The organism is Paenibacillus sp. J22R232 (genome assembly GCF_056269165.1).
Map to the genome: position 1 here is coordinate 735,444 of NZ_JBWDNK010000002.1, position 17,870 is coordinate 753,313.

Consider the following 17,870-nt stretch of genomic DNA (forward strand, 5'->3'; position numbering starts at 1 on the left):
AACACTAAGGCAGACCGGATCTCATATCTGCGGAGGTGTCGCTTTTTTATGAAGCATTTGATTATTTATTGCCATCCTAATCCAGACAGCTTTAACAATGCGATCGTCGATGCGTTTATCGGTTCACTGAAGACGGAAGGCCATGAGGTCGTCGTAAGGGATTTGTATGCGATGCGCTTTGATCCCGTGCTGAAGGCGAGTGACTTCGAAGCATTGCGCGAGGGCAATACGCCTACAGACATCAAGACCGAGCAGGAGCATGTGAAATGGGCGGACGCATTCACGATGGTGTATCCGATATGGTGGACAGGACTTCCAGCGCTGATTAAGGGATATATCGATCGCGTTTTTTCTTACGGCTTCGCTTATGCCTACGGGGAGAACGGAGACATCAACAAGCTGCTTTCAGGCAAAAAGGGACTTATTATCAATACGCATGGCACGCCGTCTGAAATTTACAGCCGAACGGGCATGTATGACGGCCTCAAAATGACTTCGGATACCGGTATTTATGAGTTTTGCGGCATTAAGCCCGTAGGGCATATCTTTTTTGGCAGCGTTCCCCAAATCGATGACGATGCCCGCAAGCAAATGCTGGAGGAAGTCAAAGGCAAGGCGATTAGCTTATTTGAATAAAGAAGTGGTGAAGAGCCGTTCGCGATGCCGCGAGCGGCTCTTGCTGCACCTCATCCTCACGCGTTTTGCATGTGATGCTTGTCCTGACCGTGCATCAGGAGTATGATAAATGGCAAAAACGAGCAGAAAAAGAATGGGAGATTCAGCATGAGAACCGGCATACGCACCAAACTGTTCGCAAGCTTCTCGGTTGTGATCATCGCTTCCCTGTCTATCGTAAGCGTACTCTGGTACAACAAATATTACGACAGCCAGCGGGAATCGGCGGAGAGCTTTATGTCGCGCACGATACTGGACGCGAACAAGAGCTTCGAGCTCACATTGAAGGATATCGATTACATAAGCACGATTATTTCCCTGAATAAACCGAATGTCATCGACATGCTGCTGCCCGATGCGACAGAAACGCTGATTGAACGGCTCGAGAAGGACCGTAAGCTCGACAATTTCATTTCGAGCCTGTACGGCTACAAATATTACATATCGAGCATCCTCGTCGCAAGCACCGGCGGGCGCAGCTATGCGCAGGGGTCCACGGTGCCTGCCGATGAATTCATGCGCTCCATCTGGTACGAGCAGCTTCTTGAGCAGCGCGGGAATAAAGTGTTTATTACGACGCATGCCAATACGAAGCTGAACAAGGTATCCGCCTATTTGAACCAAAACGTCGTATCCATCTCGCGGGCGATCATGAACGGCAGCGAAGCTGTCGGATACGTAAATGTCGATTTTAACTACGAGGTGGTCGAGCGCATATTCAATACGCCGCTGCCGAATAAGAGCCAGCTGTTCCTGCTGGACGATAAAGGCGGCTTCGTGTATTCTCCCCGCGCGGAGGATATTAATAAGCCGATTTCCGGAACGGATTACGCGAGTGTGCTTCCGCTGCTCACGGCCAGCTCAGGAAAGCTTAGCATGAGCATAAACGGCGAGGAGCATCTCGTTGTCTACCATACATCGGATTATACGAACTGGACGACGGTCGGTCTGATTCCAAGGAGCGAGCTGCTCGCCGAGAGCAGGAAAGCAGCGAATAACATCATGCTGATACCCGTGCTGACGCTCATTGCAGCCTTGATCGTCGCGACGATTATTTCGAACCAAATCACGAAAAATATCGGACGCTTGCGTCATGCGATGAAAAAGGTAAGCGCCGGCAACCTATCCGATCCGATCGCGATTTCGTCCGGGGACGAGGTAGAGGAGCTGAGCCGCGGCTTCAATGCAATGGTTACCAACTTGCGGGTACTGCTCGATGACGTGAAGAAGACGGAGGAGCAAAAACGGGTACTCGAATTCAAGGCGCTGCAAGCCCAGATCAACCCGCATTTCTTGTTCAATACGTTGAACCAGATCAAATGGCTCGCCGATGTTCAGAAGGCTGACAATATCAAGCAGCTGGTTACATCGCTCGTTACGCTTCTGCACAGCAGCATGGGCAAGGGCGGCGAATTCATCTCGGTGCAGGAGGAGCAGCAGTACTTGGAGCATTATTTGAATATCCAGCAGTTTCGCTATTATGATAAATTCGATGCGGTTTTCGATATTGAAGAAAGTATTTTAGAAGCACGCATGCTGAAGTTTTTGCTTCAGCCGATCGTGGAGAACGCGCTGATCCATGGACTGGAGCCATTAAAGGGACGAGGCCAGCTTATGGTGAAAGGGTACGGCGATGAGGGCCATATCGTGCTGCAAGTATCCGATAATGGCGTTGGAATCGAGCCGGAGCGGCTCGCGACCATATTCGATCAGGTGGCAGAGAAAAACCAGTCGCGATTCAGCGGAATCGGGCTCGGCAATGTCCAGGAGCGGATCAGGCTCCATTACGGAGCGGGGTACGGGCTTCAGATTGAAAGCGTGCCGGGCTTGTTTACAACGGTGACGATGAGGATTCCGATCGAAGCGGAAGGGGAGAACGAGGATGCTTAACGTGCTGCTGGTGGACGATGACTTGCCTATGCTGAGCAAGCTGAAAAACATGATGAACTGGGAAGCGCACGGCTTCCTCCTATGCGGCGAAGCAAACGGAGGGCAGGCGGCAGTCAAGCTATTGCATGAACGCAACCCCGAAATCGTCATTACGGACATGAGCATGCCCGGCATGGACGGGCTTGCGCTTATTAATTACATCGCGGAGCAATTTCCCCATACGCAGGTAATTGCAATCAGCAGCTATAGCGATGTGCATTACGTGAAGAACAGTATGCGCAGGGGCGCCGTGGACTATATCCTGAAGCATGAGCTGGATGCGGGCATCCTGCAGGCAGCGCTCGCTGGCGCGAAGGAGCTGCTGGCCAAGGAGCAGGAGGCGCAGGAGAAGACGATACATATGCAGAAGCAGCTGCAGCAGAATCGGACGACGCTGCTTCGGGACTACGTAAGAGATCTTGTTCAGCACAGCTACGGCAGCGAAGAGGAGCTACTGCTGAAGGCGGACAAGCTTGATGTCGCGCTCAACCTGCGCATGCTGACAGTAGTCGTTGCGGAATGGGATAGCCGAAGGAAGCTCGAGGACCGATTCGATGCGAAGGAGCTTGCATTCATGAACGGCTCCTTCATGGATATTACGGATAACATTTTGGCCGATACGGGAAATGCGTATATGACGCCCATTGAAAACGGGAAATTCGCCTTCGTTTTTTCTTTTGATACGAACAGCAGGTTTATATGGCACACCATCATATCGGAGGCGCTGTCGCGCATTAGGGTGAGCGCGAAGCGCCAGCTGAATCTAATCATTAGCTGCAGCGTAAGCGAAATGTGCAGCAAGGTGGAAACGCTGCCGAGCTATTTCAAAGAGGCGGACAAGGCGCTGCAGGAGCGCTTCTATGAAGGCGGAGACGTCGTGATCTGGCCGGGGCTTCAGAGGAAGGAAGCCTCCAGCGTCAGTTTCTCCGTAGACGTAAAGCTGGAGAGGCAGCTGCTGTCGCTGCTTGCGACGCTCAATGAGGAGGAGCTCATTCTTCGGATCGACGAGCTGTTTGCCCGGATGGGGAAGGCGCGGGCTCCGCATAAGACGACTCAGATGGTCGCGGTCGAGCTTATTCATCTCGTTAACCGCAAGTCTAAGGAGGCGGGCATCGCGGAGCAGGATTTATTCGGGAACGACCATAATCCTTACCAAGCGATAGGCAAGTTCGATACGCTGGCTGAGCTGAAGGAGTGGATCGTGGAGATATACCGCAAGCTTGTTCAGGCACTGCGCCCGTTCGTGCATGATACGCTTTACTCGGATAACACGAGGCGGACGATGGAATGGATCCGCAGGCATTTCGCGGAGCCCATCACCCTGCAGGAGGCTGCGGAGGTCATTGGGGTCAATGCCTCCTATTTGAGCCGAGTGTTCAAAGAGGAGTGCGGACAGGGGTTTACCGATTATGTTAACCACGTGCGGGTGGAGCAGGCAAAGCTGCTCATCCGGACCGGTGACACAGACCTTAAGGATGTGGTGAAGCAGGTTGGCTTTAACCACTATAATTATTTTTTTACCGTATTCAAAAAAATAACCGGAACGACGCCGCTTGAGTACGAAAAGCAGCAGAAGCGGTAGATCGTCTGCAAAAAGTAAAAAAGATAGAGTAAAAGTAAAAATAATGGAGTCCGCGAGCGGGCTCTTCTTTTTTATGATTAAGGAGCAAGAAGAGAAGCACACATCTAAGGGGAGATGGGAAAATGAAAAAAGGATCATTTAAATTTGCGCTTGTGCTGGCATTGTCGGTTTGCTTGCTGCTGACAGCCGCGGCATGCGGTAATAAGAACGCGGAATCAAATACGGGAAATAACGGAGGCGCCGCCTCCGGCGAGCAGGAAACGGTGACCTTCTGGTCATGGGTACCGACTGACGTACAAGCAGAGAAGGCCATTGCCGCTTTCGAGGCAGCTAACCCGAACATCAAGGTTGATTACTGGCGCGGCGAGCAAACGGATTTCCAAAAGAAGCTGCAGGTTGCCATGGCTGCCAACGAAGGACCGGATCTGCTAGGCATGCAAGTAGGCGGGATGCTGAACCAATACGCGAATACGCTGGAGCCGATTGAGGCGCTTGCGGAGAAAAACTGGGGGACAGGCTGGCAGGACAATTTCGTGAAAGCGTCGATCGACCAAGTCAAAGCGACGGATGGCACGATGGTAGCTTTGCCGCTTAATCTTACGGGACAAGAGTTCGTGCTCTATAACAAAACGATCTTCGATAAGCTTGGCATTACGAAGGTGCCTGCTACCTACGAGGAATGGCTAAGCGTTAATGCCACGATTCGCGAAAAGGGCAACGGCATCGTTCCCGTAGCTTTCGGAGCAAAGGATATCTGGCATGACGTCGATATGTTCGTTTCGCTTAGCAACCAATTCGCGCCAGGCAAAATTTATGAAGCCGAGCAAGGCGAGCTGGCATGGACAGACCAAGCGTTTGTTGACACGATGACGGCTTGGAGCAAGCTGTTCACCGATAAAGTAATGCAGGACGGAGCACTCGGCTTGTCGACATATCCGGATGCGCGTGACCAATACTTCTATTCAGGCAAAGCGGCGATGTTCCTAACGGGCTCATGGCATGCAGGCTTCAGCCTGCCGGGCGGCGAGAAAGACGGTACCGCAATCGAAAATGACGAAACCGGCATTTTCCTGCTTCCGCAAATCGGGCCAAATGAAGCAAGAGCGGTAGCGAGCGTAGATACGGCGCTGTCCATCAACAAAAGCTCGAAGCACAAGGAAGCGGCTTGGAAGCTGCTTGAGTTCATGACGCAAGGCGAAGGACAGCAAATTATGGCGGACTTCATTCAAGGCTCGCCTGCCAAGGTTGGCGTGCAAATCCAATCGCTCGATCAATTCAAGTTCGAAGCCGAGCGCGAAGGCATCAAAACCGTCAATGACGCCATTGCCAATGCGATCGGCAAACGTCTGCTCGATTATCCGGAGCTTACGAATGCAATCGGCGTAGCGATGCAGGATGTCGCGGCAGGCAAAAGCATAGAAACGGCACTCAAGGATATTCAAAAGGTTTCGGACGGCATTGACCGCAATTAATCGGTAAGGAAAACAAAGAGCATGGATATGCGAGTCGGTATTCATGCTCTTTTCTTGTTAGTAGAGAGAGAAGCAAGCTAGAGAATTGGCAAATGGAGGAGTGATGCACCATGACTGGCAACCGTTCAGTGCTTTCCGGCTGGAGAGCGTATCTTTATGTACTGCCGATACTTGTATTGTCGGGATTGTTTCTGTATTACTGCATTGGATTTACCGTATACACAAGCTTTCATTCCTGGAACGGCATCGACACGGACATGAAATATATCGGCTTTGATAACTATATCAAGCTGTTTGACGATAAGTCTTACCATATCGCTTTGCGCAATAATTTAATCTTCTTCGTATGTACGGTCGGCGTGCAGGCAGCGCTTGGCTTAATGCTCGCGGTGCTGCTGCGCGCGAAGCTGAAAGGGCATGCGATTTTCCGTTCGGTTTATTTCATTCCGACGATTATGGCGCCGATTATAATCGCGGCGATCTTCCGGATTATTATGGATACGAATTTCGGCAGTTTGAACGAAGGGCTTCGCGCAATGGGGCTTGATTTTCTGGCCGTTTCCTGGCTAGGAGATCCCAAGTACGCGCTGATGTCAATTATTATCGTTAATATTTTTGAGTGGATGGGCTTTAGCATGACGCTTTATTACTCGGCGCTGCTGGCTATTCCCGATGAAATCTATGAATCGGCCAAAATCGACGGCTCCGGCTTCTGGCGCACGCTGTTCAAGATTACGGTTCCGCTCGTTGGAGGCACAACGTCTACGCTCGTCATTCTTGGCATTGTCGGATCGCTCAAAACATTCGATATCGTCTCGCTGCTAACCGGCGGCGGTCCTGGACGTTCGACGGAGTTTCTGACCACCTATGTGTATAAAAAAGCAATAGAGGAATTTAACGGAGGCATGTCCGCGGCAGCAGGCGTTACGATTCTGATTATCGCGCTTGTGCTTGCGGTGCTGCAAATCCAATATACGAACCGCCAGCAGCGTGATCTATAACAGGAAGAGGTGAGTCACATGTTTATTAATTTGCGAAAAATAGATAAGTGGGCGATTCAGGCCGTGTTGGCCGTATTCGCGCTCATTTGGCTGTACCCGCTCGTGCAATCGGTCATTAAGTCGCTTGGCATCAATGGGTTCGGCAATTACTTGGCGGTCATCCAGCATCCGAAGGTCAACTATTTCCTAGTCGTATTCAACAGCTTCTTCATCGCCGTGTGCACGACGATCGTTGTCGGGCTGCTTGCTACGCTTGCTGCTTACGCATTCTCCAAAATGCAGTTCAAGCTTAAAGATGTGCTGTTCTATTCGCTCGTAGCCTGCTTGGCAATACCGGCAACCGCGGTAATGTCCCCGCTGTTCTTCACGGCGAAGACGCTAGGCATTATGAACAGCTACACTGGCGTTATTTTGCCGCTGGTAGCCTTCAATGCCCCATTCATGCTGCTTATTCTCAAAAACTATTTCGATTCCATTCCGAACGCGATCCTGGAGGCGGGCATGATTGACGGCGCCTCGTCGCTGCGCATGTACAGAACGATCATGATTCCGCTAGGCGTGCCTGCCATTATCAACATCGCGGTGCTGACCTTTATTTACTCGTGGAACGATTATATTATTCCGCTGCTGCTTATTCGCGACGAGAAGATGTACACGGTAACGCTGGCTACGCAGTTTTTCACGGGAACGACCAATCAAACGCCTGAAATGGTCGCCCAGCTGTACGCAGCGCTTATTCTTATGACCATTCCTTCCGTCATCGTCTATATGTTCGGCCAGAATGCGATGAAATCCGGATTGACTGCCGGGGCGGTAAAAAGCTAAATTAGAAAAAATGGAGGATGATCATATGGACAAAAGAACGCAAGCAGATGGAATGCCGCTGAATAGCGCCGATTCGTATCGCAATCCGCTTCCGATTAAGGCAGGAGAAGGTCAGGCAGAGCCGTTGACGCTCGTGCATCCCGATCCGTATGTGCTGAAGCATAATGGATGCTATTACACTTACGCGACAAGTGAAGCGGGTGTAATCGTACTGCGCTCGGATGATCTCCTGAGCTGGGAGCATCTTGGCATTGGCTTCCGTATGGAAGGACGCAAAAACTATTGGGCGCCTGCCGCCGTTTACGAGAACGGCCGATTCTATCTGTATGTTTCCTCTATGCCCGAGCATGCGGACGACGTGCATGAGGAGCGCTTGATGGTTGCCGTATCCGAGACGCCGGAAGGACCGTTCGAGCATGCACGGACATTTTATGATACGTTTTCGCTGGATGCGCATGTCGTAAAGGATGAGCATGGCGATTATTATATGTTTTATTCCAACAACGAGTACTCCGGCGTAGATCGTGACCGCGCAGGGACGGTCATTCTGGTTGATCGGCTCCTCGATATGGTGACGCCGGCCGGAGATCCGCGGATTGTCGTCGTTCCTACGATTGACGAGGAGATATATGAAGAAAACCGTTTCGGCGACGGCCGTGATTGGCATACGATCGAGGGAGCCTTCTACTTGAAGCGCGGCTTGAAGCATTATATGATGTACAGCGGAAACGCCTATGTTCGGCCGAACTATTTCTTAGGCTATTCGATGGCGGATGCTGGCAAGGGGCAGTCGCTTCTTGAGCTGGATTGGCTTAAATATCCTTCCGATGATCAATATAAGCCGCTGCTTCGCAAAAATGACGGCGTAGAGGGAGTCGGGCATAACTCCGTCATCCGCGGGCCGAACAACGTAGAGCAGTGGGTGTTCTACCATGGGCGCAATGCGGACGATGTGCTCGACATAAACCGCGAGCAGCGCACGATGCGTGCCGACCCGCTGCTTTGGAGCGGAGACCAGCTATATATCGCCGGACCTTCGTATGCGGAGCAGCCGGCACCTGCACGGCCAGCCTTGCGTGATTTATTCGATGGCAGCGGCGAAGGATTGGGCGGACAGTGGCTGACGATTGCTGGCGATTGGTCGCAAGCAAGCAGGGAGGCCCTTCAGGCGAACCGGGCCGTTGTAGCCGGAGCTGTCACCCGTGAACAATATACGCACTATGTTCTTGAGGCAAGCATGAAGTGGCATAACGACCATACAGGCGGCTTGTACGGAATCTATGCTGCATATTTGGACGAGAGCAGCTATGTATCGGTATTATTTGACGTAGGCCGGAGAGTATTGCGGGCTGAGGCTGTCTACAAAGGCGTTCAGCATGAAGCGGTTGAGCATGCGCTGCCTGAGGCATTTCATTATGCAGCCTTTCATTTGCTGCGCGTGGAGAAGACGGGAAGGCGCTTCGTGATTAAGCTCGACGACGTTGCGGTCATTAAGGCAAACTTCCCGATCGTTAGCGGAAGCGTAGGCATGCAAACGCGCTATACGTCCGCAGCTTTCGCAGGCTTCGAGGTCACTCGGCATGTCGCTTTGACGGCTGAGAACGGAAGCTCCTTCGCAGAGCTCCTTGAGCGTGTGGACGGTGAAGGCGTTTGCCGCGTGAGCGGCGGAGAGCTGCACTGCCGCAGCAATCATAATCGCCGCACCTTGTGGCAAATACCATCATTCGGTGCTGCTGAGGCAGGCCGTGCCTATCGCTTTGAAACGGATATTCTGATCAAGCGCGGGGCTGCGTTCGGCATGCTTGCATCGTACTCCGATGAACGCAACGGGGTAGAGGTCATCTTGAACCGGGCTGCTGAATCGATTACGGTAACGCAGCATGCGGACGGTGCAGCGAACGTCATTTTGGCTGCGCCGCTAGCCGCCGATTCCTTTGACTGGACAAGGTGGCATACGCTATCTTGCACGGTGGCGGGAGGCAGCCTCGCTGTCCGCGTTGACGAGCATATCTGGTTTGCCGGCGCGGTTGCTGGGCTGGGAGGCGCACCGGGCTTTATCGGAACAGGAGAGGCGACTTTCCGTGAAACGAGCTGTACGGCCTTGTAGGCAAACGGGCTACCCCTTCAACTTCGGATAGGCATAGCAAAAGCTGCTCCATCAGGTCGCAACGACCTTTGTGGGGCAGCTTTTGTTTGCTTTACCGCTCATAGCCCGGATAGTTGTAATCGGTATCCTGCAGCTTGGTCAGTATGTTCATTTGGCGGATATGGGCTCTAGTCTCGTCTGTGCCGAGCTCATATACGGTGTGATAGACCTTGATCAGATCTTCATTGAATTTATCGGTCGCTTTATCGTGATCCGCGGATTTATAAGGAATCGGTGCCCGGAATTGCGTAATTTCATCATCACGCTGGATTTGGTCCAGCTGCTGCTGGAGCTCGCTGATCTGTTCGGACGTGCCTACTACCGTCAGCTGATCGTTGATGGAAGGCTCGGGCTCGATCCGCTTTCCCGAGATGGATACATAGTAAAATTTTTTGTGCGTCATGTCCTTCACTCCCCTTTGTATGCGTTACTAAGTAATAAAACAAATGCAGGCGGAATGAAACAATGAGCGGGAGGGCTAAATTTCCGCAAATAAGGAGAGAATGGAAAAGAAGGACATTTCGACGGATAGGAATGATCGCTATGATGAATATTCACTGGCGGCTTGCTGAGTTATGGCTGCTCCAGCAAAGCCGGGGCCTTAATGAGCAGGAGCAATCGGAAATGAACTCCTGTATGAAGCTGAACGCCAAATACGCACAGCGGCTTGCTGAGCAATACAACTTCGGATATATGGCGAATATGACCGGGGATGAGGCTTGGCTGCTGGATATTTCAGGCGAGATCGATAAGATGGAACGTTTCTATGAAAGCAAGCGGCCTGCGTTTTTCGAAAAGCAGCAGTAGCCATGCGGTGGATTGCCGTTTGTTTTTTTGCCGCGTCAATAAATCTCGAAAAATAGCAATCCGTAAGAAATCATAGGCTGTGAAAAATGCTAGAATAACGATATAATCAAATCGATTCGCTCTGAATCCAACCAATGCTAACTATTCTAAAGATGAGGTGATGGGTAATGGCTTTTAAGTCCAGCAACATATTTGTCAATTTACCGGTTAAAGATTTGAATAAATCAGTGGAGTTTTTCACGAAGATCGGCTTTGAATTCAACCCTCAATTTACCGATGAGAATGCAACCTGTATGATTATTGGCGACAATATTTACGCGATGCTGCTCGTTGAAGATTTTTTCAAATCCTTTATTGATAAAGAAATTGCCGATGCCGCAAAAACGACTGAAGTCATTGTCGCCATATCTGCAGAAAGCAGAGCAGAAGTGGATGAGATCGTCAAGCGGGCTTTGGCAGCGGATGCTAAGCCATACCGTGATCCGGTTGACCACGGCTTTATGTACAGCTGGAGCTTCCAGGACCTTGATGATCATTTGTGGGAGCTTGCGTTTATGGAGCCGAGCGCAATCGAGCAGGGCGAATAAGCGGAATAAGAAGAGGCGGGAGCATATCAATATGCGCCAGCCTCTTTTTTTTTGCAGCTGCCTGAATCGATGTAATTGCCTTAGTCCCAGCAGCTTGTATTGGAACAGCTGCTTAAGTCTAAGCTGCTTTATTCGGAGCAGTTGCCAACGCGGTAGCGTCTTTATGACGCATGATTTTTTTATAGTTTGGAATCAGCTATGCTTGGCAACCAATTCCCATAACAGCTCTCGCCTGCTGTTCACTCCGATTTTAGCGAAAATGGATTTGAGATGGTCTTGGACGGTATATGCGGATATGTGAAGGGAAAATGCCATTTCCTTCGTGGAGAAGCCTTTGATCATCCGTTCAATCACTTCATTCTCGCGTACGGACAAGCCATACGCCTGCGCGATTAGCGGAAGGACGTCGGCAGGCTTGGCCTGCTCGATCGTAATCCCAATCTGGATCAGGCTGGCTGAGCTCTCCAGCTTGGACGCTTTGACTGCCAGATATGAACCGTCCGGCACAAGGATGCAAACCTTCGCTGCGTTGCTGCTCTCGCCGGGTTGTCCCATGGCGCGTGAGCCAACAGCCCTCAGCGGCCTTGGCAGCGTACCCGGACCAAGCCCCTCCATCTTCCTCAGCTCGTCCAGCCAATAGATGGCGGCAGCGTTGAAGCTGCTCGGCTCAAGCCGGTCACTTAGGATAAGGAGGCCTGCTTCCTGCCCCCTCGCCCCCCTATCGGACGCAGCTGGCCTCAGCGCGGCGGTTTTTATCGATTTGGCTAGGATGGGAGCAACCGAAGCGATGAACAAACACTCCTCCTCGCGAAATAATGGTTCATCGGCGCGGCGGAATAGCGTTAAATAGCCCCAGCAGGCTCCTTCGTGTATCAGCACAGCGCGAAGCTCGTCGCCAAAGCCGGCCGGTTCAAGCACCTCGCGGTATCGGCCGCTGCGAATCGGCTGCCCTCCTGTCGCAGCGCATAAGCTGGCAGCCGGAAGCGGAGCATGGATCAAATGCTCGTAGCTGTTGAAATCCTCATGACCGTGGCTGTATTCATATTCGAACAGCCGGTGGTGAATGGCCTCGATGGCGTCATCGGTGGATGAACCGGTCGAGAGCAGCGTGATCGGATCAGTGGAGGTACAGCAAGCTGCGGCAAAAGGAACCGCAGCCCGGATCATGGCGAGAGCTGCTTCACGGCAGTGCCTCGCTGACAGCGAGGCCGGCCCCAACGTATCCAAATTTCGTTTAAAAGCTTCCAAACGATCGATCATGCTTTCGGCTCCTATCTAAAATCCCACATTTGTGGGATAGCGGTCGTTTGAATCCTCATCAATAATGAATAGTAATTCCCCATCATTTTACCAAAAAGACGGGGAGGATGAACAGACGAACGCAAATAGGAGTGAACAGCTATGAATCAAACAAACGCGTCGATGGATTGGAACAACCCCCAAGCGGGCAATTACGAGCGTACGATCGCTTTGAAAATACCGGGCTATCATCTGCTGTACGATATGATGGACCGACTGCTGACCGCGCAGCTCGCAGGCATGCAGCAACCGGCGCATATTCTTGTCGTAGGCGCAGGCGGCGGCCAGGAGCTGGCGACGCTTGGCGGGCGGCATAGCAGCTGGTGCTTCACTGGCGTCGATCCTTCTGCCCCTATGGTGCTTGCTGCGCGTCAACGTACGGAGCGGGCAGGACTAACCGACCGGGTGACTCTCGTTCAAGGAGAAATCGATAAACTGGATACACATATACGCTATTCGGCCGCGACTTGCCTGCTCGTCTTGCACTTTGTCCAAGGCGCCGGGCAGAAGCTAAAGCTTCTGCAAAGCATTGCCGACCGGCTTGATGAAGGTGCCCCGTTGTTTATTGCGGCTATCAATGGCAAGCTCGGGACGGAAGCGTTCACCGTTCAACTGCTGGCTTGGAAAAGCCATATGCTGGACAAAGGGATAACATTGCCCGAATGGGAACGTTTTGCGAGCTCGCTCGGCGCCGAATCCGACCCCATACCTGCAAGCGAGCTTGAGGGGTTGCTTGCGGAAGCCGGATTTGAGCAAGTGACCCGTTTCTTCGGCACGTATTTGATTGACGGTATGTTTGCCATAAAGAAAAGCAGGAGGCCGCTATGAAAACAGACATCCTTGTCGTAGGCGGCTACGGGCATGTCGGCGGGCAAATCTGCAGGCTGCTGGCAGACTCGTATCCCGGAAGGGTCTACGCTGCAGGCAGAAGCCTAGAGCGGGCCGAGCGATTTTGCAAAAACGCCGGTGGCGGCATTAAGCCGCTGCGCCTTGATGTCGCGAAACCAATGCCTAGGCAGCTTTTGGACAGCGTTAAGCTCGTTATCATGTGTTTGGACCAGACGGCCGCTGATTTTGCGGAGTCATGCTTAAAGGCTGGAACCGATTATGTCGATGTATCGGCAAACGGCCATTTTTTTGAAGTAATGGAGCAAGTGAAACGGAGAGACCGGAATTTGAACGGGACTGCGTTATTGAGCGTAGGGCTTGCTCCGGGGCTAACTAATCTTCTGGCACGGAAGGCTGTTCAAGCGATGGACCATACAGACCGGATCGAGATAGGGATTATGCTTGGATTGGGAGATGCGCACGGAAAGGCAGCGATCGAATGGACGGTGGACAGCCTCAATCAGCCATTCGATATTGCCGAAGACCGACGTTCCCGGAGGGTAGCCAGCTTTACGGAGGGCAGGAAGACTGATTTTGGAGGGAGATGGGGAGCAAGAACCGCCTATCGTTTTCCTTTCTCCGATCAGCAAACCCTCCCTTTGACGCTGGACGTGCCGAGCGTTTCGACTAGGCTATGCTTTGACTCCCGAATGGCAACGAGTGCGGTGTCCGTGCTTAGGAATGCTGGCTTTATTCGGTTTTTGCGAAGGGGCCATCTAAGAAAGCTGGCCATACAAGCGTTCGGGAAGCTTCACTACGGCTCGGAGGGATACGCTGTGAAAATTGCCGGCTACGGCAAACTGGCAGGGGCAGCTACGGTGGCAGAATACGGCCTTCAAGGAGAGCGGGAAGCGGACGTAACGGCTGCGGTTGCCGCTGCGGCAGCAAAGGAGATGTATGAAGGCAGCATGCCCAAAGGCGTTTTCCATATCGAGCAATTGTTTGAATTGGATTTGCTGGAGCATGGCATTTCGCTGCGAATGAATGGCGGCGATAGAGCAAGCCATGTCTCTCCCGTAAAGCCGATCTTAAGCTGGTCTCGTATCCAAAGCTAGTCATTTCCTTCATCCATTTGGTATAATTGGGATTCGGTTTCCAGTGGTTGAAGACCAAACGGACAGGGAGAGGGCGAAGCATGGATAAGCCTGCAATAATTGCTTTCATCATGGAGGAAATGTCGCATACGAGCATAGATAAACGTGGGTTTAACGCAAGCATGGAGCGGATATTCGGCAGCAAAAGAGAGCTTACGGCGGAGAGCTTGCTGGACTGGGCGGATGGGGAGCTCACCACGCTGTATAAGATTGTCTCAGGAATGAGGCTGACGCGTTTGCATGTGCCGAATCTAGCAGAAGCGTACGCGAGCATGGATACAAGCAAACTTTCCTCGCGGGTTTCGTTCGGGCAAATCGACCCTGAGGAATCGGCTCATGAACAGCCTCGCATCCATCAACAATACGGAAGCTACGTCGTTCCTCCTTCGGTAAGTCGATTGCATGAGCTAGAGGCTGAGCTCGGCGGCGCAATGGAAGCAGAGCTAGGACTCCTTATGCAGAAACATGATTTCCGCTATCCGATTACCCCGCCTGACTTTATTCCGTTTGCGAGCTCGGGCGGCGATGGCATTCAATATTGCTTTGTCACCGATTTCGGCATGGCTGCGGATCTGGAGCAAGCTGTTATTGCGGCAGTATCGCCGATGGATTCGGAATCCGGCATTTGGCTGGTCGCTAGAAACATGAATGATTTTTTGCGAATGCTCTATACGGACCGGTTTTTGCTGCACAATAGTCCTGAAATGCTGGAAGCCCATTTGGCGAAAAACCAGCAGCTTGCTGACGGGGAAATGTCGCCATCGCCAGTAATGGCGCGATTAGGCGAGATGTTTGGGCTGCATAGAATAACGGATTTATCCCATTATGCGCAAACGCTGCGCGAAGAAAGAAACAGGGCGATATGCATGGAAACAGCGGATACGGTTGGTATCGTTCCGCTGTCTGCGGCAGCAGCCCGAATAGCCGCAAAGCCGCTTTCGGTCAACTGGGAGGATGGCAGAGCGCTTATTGCCATGCTTCGCGAAGCCGAGCCGGAAACGACGCTTGCGATCATTCGCGACGCGCAGCATTTGAAACGGATACCGGCCGACAGGAGGCTGCTCACGCACTGCAAGCTTGCGCTGAAACAGCTTGGGCTTTACCATGAGGCATACAACTTAACGGAGCTGGATCGTTAAACGCAAACCAAACAGGAGCTTGCACTAGACGGCCTTTCATGACGGACCGGGCAGCAATTGTTTGGTTGAATGAAATCATCAGCCACTCGGCATCTGAAACCAATTATTTATCGGGGCTGTTCAAGAAGATTACGCAATATCGAACCTATTTGAAGGGGTGAGGGTTATTCATCTTTTGTTTGCAGCAGAAACAAGTGGCGAAGCTTGACGGCGGAGACGGTGTTCCAAGGCGTACACGGTCATGAGGTTAGATCCGCGGGGACGGAGGAAAACGCGCGCATCAAGGTAAACGCAGGCCATATTGGTTGGGCTGATCTTATATTCGCGATGGAGAAGAAGCATGTACGGAGACTACAGAGCAAGTTCAGCCAGGAGCTTGCAGGCAAACAAGTGGTCTGCCTGCACATTCCGGATGAGTTTGAATACATGAACGAGGATTTGATCGGATTGCTTCAGTCGTCCGTGTCCACGTATGTGGACACGGACAACGAATAACGCGCTAACCAGTCATTCTGCAACGAGCTCTCACTAAAATAAATTGTTGTCATTTGCAATTATCGGGTTTTCTCAGCGGAAAAAGGTAGGCTACTTCTCCGCCTATCCTTTGGAACCGTACCATTCGCCGTAATTTCTTATTTTCGGGAAATGGATAATCATTCGCGTGAAACGCTCCTCATCTGATTGCACGGACAAGTCGTGACCGAGCTTAAGCGCCAATTGCTTCGCTAGATATAGCCCCATTCCGGTCGATTTGGTCTGCATTCTGCCATTAGCCCCGGTAAACCCTTTCTCGAATACGCGTCCGATATCTTCGGCGGAGATTCCGATTCCGGTATCTACAATTTGCATACGCTTCTCTTTGCTGTCCTCTTCGAAAGAAACGGTAATTTTCCCGCCTTCCTTCGTATATTTCAAGCTGTTAGACGTCAGTTGGTCGATGATAAACGCGAGCCATTTGCCGTCGCTTTGCACCTCGAAGCCAGTATGCTCCATCTCAAAGCGGATATGCTTGTTAATAAACAGCTTTGCATGTTTTTTTACGCAGTCCTTCATCATTTGGGCAAGATGAACCTCTGTGATGAAGTAATCCCGCGAGAAAGAATCGATACGCGAATAATACAGCGCCTGCTCGACGCAGCCATCGATTTTGCCAAGCTCGTCCTCGAACTTGTCTACGATATAGTCAACGCTTTTATTCCCGCTATTGCTAATGAGAAGACGGCTCGCCGCGATAGGGAGCTTGACTTCGTGAATCCATGACATAATAAAGTCCTGATGATCGCGTTTTTCACTCACCAGCTGCTGCATTTGCTCTGCATGCTCGCGCTGGAGCTTGCCAATGAGCTGGAGATACAGCGCTTGCTCGGCATTTTGCGGCGTAGGCAAAGCAGCGGCAATCGAATCGCCGCCCTGCTCGATGACGGCGGTGAGCTCCTTTAGAAACCATTTCCGGTAATAGAAACCGATGACGATATACAATGCAGCGATTACGAAGCAGATGGCATTGACATAGACCACGTTGCTCAGCGCGGATTGGGAAGGGATGCTAATGGCTAGGATAAGGGATACGAATAGCATAATCACCGCGTAGAGCATGACAAAGTAACGTTTATCCTTCAAATAGTTGGGGAAGCTCATTGGACCATGTACCCTTGTCCTTTCTTCGTTGTAATGAAGCTGTCCTTGCCGAGCTCGGCGAGCTTTTTGCGCAGCCGCGTAATGTTGACGGTCAGCGTATTGTCGTCTACGAAGCTCTCATCCTCCCATAAGCTGCGCATTATTTTTTGGCGGGTAACGATCGCGCCCTTATGCTTCATGAGCATATGCAGAATAATAAATTCGGTCTTGGTGAGCTCAGCCTTCAGCTCGCCCGATCTCAAGTCGCCGTCCTTCAGGCTGAGTACGATGCCGTCATGCTCGATACTGCTGGCGCTGACCTCAACATAGGAATAGGTGCGCCGCAGCAGGGCGTTAATTTTGGCGAGCAGCACGTCCATGTAGAAAGGTTTCTGAATGAAATCGTCGCCGCCCATATTCATGGCCATAATCATATCCAGCGGCGTATCCCGCGAGGATAGAAACAGGATAGGCACATTGGACACTTCTCTTATTTTGCGGCACCAATGAAAGCCGTCGAAGGAAGGCAGATTAATGTCCATGAGCACGAGATGGGGCTGCTCTACTATAAAAAACGGAAGGATATGGTCGAAATCATCGGCGATCACGGCTTCAAAGCCCCATTTGGCCAGCGATTCCCCGAGCATTTCGGCGATGACGAGGTCATCCTCCACTAGCAATATTTTCATGGTTAGCTCCTCCGGTAGTTAGCTGTTATCCGCTTCGTCTCTATACTACGGAAGCTTGACGAAGACGTAAACCTATTTCCGCGATCCTAACAAAATTGTAAGGTTGGCGCTATTGTTGTA

18 protein-coding genes are annotated in these 17,870 nt (G+C 51.6%); 14 read left to right on the top strand and 4 right to left on the bottom strand.

From position 1 onward, the window contains the following. Positions 1–48 precede the first annotated feature (48 nt). The 7 genes from AC0YN3_RS09620 (at position 49) to AC0YN3_RS09650 (ending at position 9,591) form a co-directional block, all read left to right on the top strand. Positions 49–636: an NAD(P)H-dependent oxidoreductase gene (locus AC0YN3_RS09620; protein ID WP_475774857.1), complete on the top strand. Its 588-nt coding sequence runs from the start codon at positions 49–51 to the stop codon at positions 634–636. 147 nt (positions 637–783) lie between these two features. Then, positions 784–2,565, top strand: a complete 1,782-nt coding sequence (locus tag AC0YN3_RS09625; protein ID WP_475774858.1) for a cache domain-containing sensor histidine kinase — start codon at positions 784–786, stop codon at positions 2,563–2,565. Further along, positions 2,558–4,186 carry a response regulator transcription factor gene (locus AC0YN3_RS09630; protein ID WP_475774859.1) on the top strand — a complete coding sequence of 543 codons (1,629 nt, stop codon included), beginning with the start codon at positions 2,558–2,560 and terminating at the stop codon, positions 4,184–4,186. Before AC0YN3_RS09625 ends, AC0YN3_RS09630 begins: the two co-directional genes overlap by 8 nt. A gap of 122 nt (positions 4,187–4,308) precedes the next feature. After that, a complete protein-coding gene (locus tag AC0YN3_RS09635; protein WP_475774860.1) occupies positions 4,309–5,658 on the top strand; it encodes an ABC transporter substrate-binding protein in 1,350 nt (449 codons plus the stop codon). A 110-nt stretch (positions 5,659–5,768) separates the two neighbouring features. After that, positions 5,769–6,659 (top strand): carbohydrate ABC transporter permease, encoded by an 891-nt coding sequence (locus AC0YN3_RS09640; protein ID WP_183558945.1) that lies wholly within the window; start codon positions 5,769–5,771, stop codon positions 6,657–6,659. 18 nt (positions 6,660–6,677) lie between these two features. Further along, the gene (locus AC0YN3_RS09645) at positions 6,678–7,484 is read left to right on the top strand and encodes a carbohydrate ABC transporter permease (protein ID WP_475774861.1); all 807 of its coding nucleotides are present in this window, start codon (positions 6,678–6,680) and stop codon (positions 7,482–7,484) included. Between the two features lie 25 nt (positions 7,485–7,509). Next, a complete protein-coding gene (locus AC0YN3_RS09650) occupies positions 7,510–9,591 on the top strand; it encodes a glycoside hydrolase family 43 protein (RefSeq protein ID WP_475774862.1) in 2,082 nt (693 codons plus the stop codon). 91 nt (positions 9,592–9,682) lie between these two features. Here the strand turns inward: AC0YN3_RS09650 and AC0YN3_RS09655 are convergent, their stop codons facing one another. After that, positions 9,683–10,033, bottom strand: a complete 351-nt coding sequence (locus AC0YN3_RS09655; RefSeq protein WP_475774863.1) for a hypothetical protein — start codon at positions 10,031–10,033, stop codon at positions 9,683–9,685. A 140-nt stretch (positions 10,034–10,173) separates the two neighbouring features. Between AC0YN3_RS09655 and AC0YN3_RS09660 the strand changes: the two genes are divergently transcribed. After that, positions 10,174–10,437: a DUF7667 family protein gene (locus AC0YN3_RS09660; protein ID WP_475774864.1), complete on the top strand. Its 264-nt coding sequence runs from the start codon at positions 10,174–10,176 to the stop codon at positions 10,435–10,437. A gap of 167 nt (positions 10,438–10,604) precedes the next feature. After that, positions 10,605–11,024, top strand: coding sequence for a VOC family protein (locus AC0YN3_RS09665; RefSeq protein WP_475774865.1), 420 nt, complete (start codon positions 10,605–10,607; stop codon positions 11,022–11,024). Positions 11,025–11,216: 192 nt separating this feature from the next. Here AC0YN3_RS09665 and AC0YN3_RS09670 read toward each other — a convergent pair whose 3' ends face one another. Next, the gene (locus tag AC0YN3_RS09670) at positions 11,217–12,284 is read right to left on the bottom strand and encodes a helix-turn-helix domain-containing protein (RefSeq protein WP_475774866.1); all 1,068 of its coding nucleotides are present in this window, start codon (positions 12,282–12,284) and stop codon (positions 11,217–11,219) included. 141 nt (positions 12,285–12,425) lie between these two features. Here AC0YN3_RS09670 and AC0YN3_RS09675 point away from each other — a divergent pair, with 141 nt between their 5' ends. The 5 genes from AC0YN3_RS09675 to AC0YN3_RS09695 all read left to right on the top strand — a co-directional run bounded on the left by AC0YN3_RS09675 (position 12,426) and on the right by AC0YN3_RS09695 (position 15,939). After that, positions 12,426–13,151: a class I SAM-dependent methyltransferase gene (locus tag AC0YN3_RS09675; RefSeq protein WP_475774867.1), complete on the top strand. Its 726-nt coding sequence runs from the start codon at positions 12,426–12,428 to the stop codon at positions 13,149–13,151. Further along, positions 13,148–14,266 carry a saccharopine dehydrogenase family protein gene (locus tag AC0YN3_RS09680; RefSeq protein ID WP_475774868.1) on the top strand — a complete coding sequence of 373 codons (1,119 nt, stop codon included), beginning with the start codon at positions 13,148–13,150 and terminating at the stop codon, positions 14,264–14,266. Before AC0YN3_RS09675 ends, AC0YN3_RS09680 begins: the two co-directional genes overlap by 4 nt. 80 nt (positions 14,267–14,346) lie before the next feature. Continuing rightward, positions 14,347–15,444: a hypothetical protein gene (locus tag AC0YN3_RS09685; RefSeq protein ID WP_475774869.1), complete on the top strand. Its 1,098-nt coding sequence runs from the start codon at positions 14,347–14,349 to the stop codon at positions 15,442–15,444. A gap of 38 nt (positions 15,445–15,482) precedes the next feature. After that, the gene (locus tag AC0YN3_RS09690) at positions 15,483–15,605 is read left to right on the top strand and encodes a hypothetical protein (RefSeq protein WP_475774870.1); all 123 of its coding nucleotides are present in this window, start codon (positions 15,483–15,485) and stop codon (positions 15,603–15,605) included. Positions 15,606–15,648: 43 nt separating this feature from the next. Continuing rightward, complete coding sequence (locus AC0YN3_RS09695) at positions 15,649–15,939, top strand: protein tyrosine phosphatase (protein ID WP_475774871.1); 291 nt, start codon at positions 15,649–15,651, stop codon at positions 15,937–15,939. A 102-nt stretch (positions 15,940–16,041) separates the two neighbouring features. Here AC0YN3_RS09695 and AC0YN3_RS09700 read toward each other — a convergent pair whose 3' ends face one another. After that, positions 16,042–17,082: a sensor histidine kinase gene (locus AC0YN3_RS09700; protein ID WP_475774872.1), complete on the bottom strand. Its 1,041-nt coding sequence runs from the start codon at positions 17,080–17,082 to the stop codon at positions 16,042–16,044. Further along, positions 17,079–17,750 (bottom strand): winged helix-turn-helix domain-containing protein, encoded by a 672-nt coding sequence (locus AC0YN3_RS09705; protein ID WP_475774873.1) that lies wholly within the window; start codon positions 17,748–17,750, stop codon positions 17,079–17,081. The genes AC0YN3_RS09700 and AC0YN3_RS09705 overlap by 4 nt, the downstream gene beginning before the upstream one ends. Between the last annotated feature and the right edge of the window lie 120 nt (positions 17,751–17,870).

Bases quoted from the DNA above. Each gene is read 5' to 3' on its own strand.
- AC0YN3_RS09620 (WP_475774857.1), top strand. From the start codon at position 49: ATGAAGCATTTGATTATTTATTGCCATCCTAATCCAGACAGCTTTAAC.
- AC0YN3_RS09625 (WP_475774858.1), top strand. From the start codon at position 784: ATGAGAACCGGCATACGCACCAAACTGTTCGCAAGCTTCTCGGTTGTG.
- AC0YN3_RS09630 (WP_475774859.1), top strand. From the start codon at position 2,558: ATGCTTAACGTGCTGCTGGTGGACGATGACTTGCCTATGCTGAGCAAG.
- AC0YN3_RS09635 (WP_475774860.1), top strand. From the start codon at position 4,309: ATGAAAAAAGGATCATTTAAATTTGCGCTTGTGCTGGCATTGTCGGTT.
- AC0YN3_RS09640 (WP_183558945.1), top strand. From the start codon at position 5,769: ATGACTGGCAACCGTTCAGTGCTTTCCGGCTGGAGAGCGTATCTTTAT.
- AC0YN3_RS09645 (WP_475774861.1), top strand. From the start codon at position 6,678: ATGTTTATTAATTTGCGAAAAATAGATAAGTGGGCGATTCAGGCCGTG.
- AC0YN3_RS09650 (WP_475774862.1), top strand. From the start codon at position 7,510: ATGGACAAAAGAACGCAAGCAGATGGAATGCCGCTGAATAGCGCCGAT.
- AC0YN3_RS09655 (WP_475774863.1), bottom strand. From the start codon at position 10,033: ATGACGCACAAAAAATTTTACTATGTATCCATCTCGGGAAAGCGGATC.
- AC0YN3_RS09660 (WP_475774864.1), top strand. From the start codon at position 10,174: ATGATGAATATTCACTGGCGGCTTGCTGAGTTATGGCTGCTCCAGCAA.
- AC0YN3_RS09665 (WP_475774865.1), top strand. From the start codon at position 10,605: ATGGCTTTTAAGTCCAGCAACATATTTGTCAATTTACCGGTTAAAGAT.
- AC0YN3_RS09670 (WP_475774866.1), bottom strand. From the start codon at position 12,284: ATGATCGATCGTTTGGAAGCTTTTAAACGAAATTTGGATACGTTGGGG.
- AC0YN3_RS09675 (WP_475774867.1), top strand. From the start codon at position 12,426: ATGAATCAAACAAACGCGTCGATGGATTGGAACAACCCCCAAGCGGGC.
- AC0YN3_RS09680 (WP_475774868.1), top strand. From the start codon at position 13,148: ATGAAAACAGACATCCTTGTCGTAGGCGGCTACGGGCATGTCGGCGGG.
- AC0YN3_RS09685 (WP_475774869.1), top strand. From the start codon at position 14,347: ATGGATAAGCCTGCAATAATTGCTTTCATCATGGAGGAAATGTCGCAT.
- AC0YN3_RS09690 (WP_475774870.1), top strand. From the start codon at position 15,483: ATGACGGACCGGGCAGCAATTGTTTGGTTGAATGAAATCATCAGCCAC.
- AC0YN3_RS09700 (WP_475774872.1), bottom strand. From the start codon at position 17,082: ATGAGCTTCCCCAACTATTTGAAGGATAAACGTTACTTTGTCATGCTC.
- AC0YN3_RS09705 (WP_475774873.1), bottom strand. From the start codon at position 17,750: ATGAAAATATTGCTAGTGGAGGATGACCTCGTCATCGCCGAAATGCTC.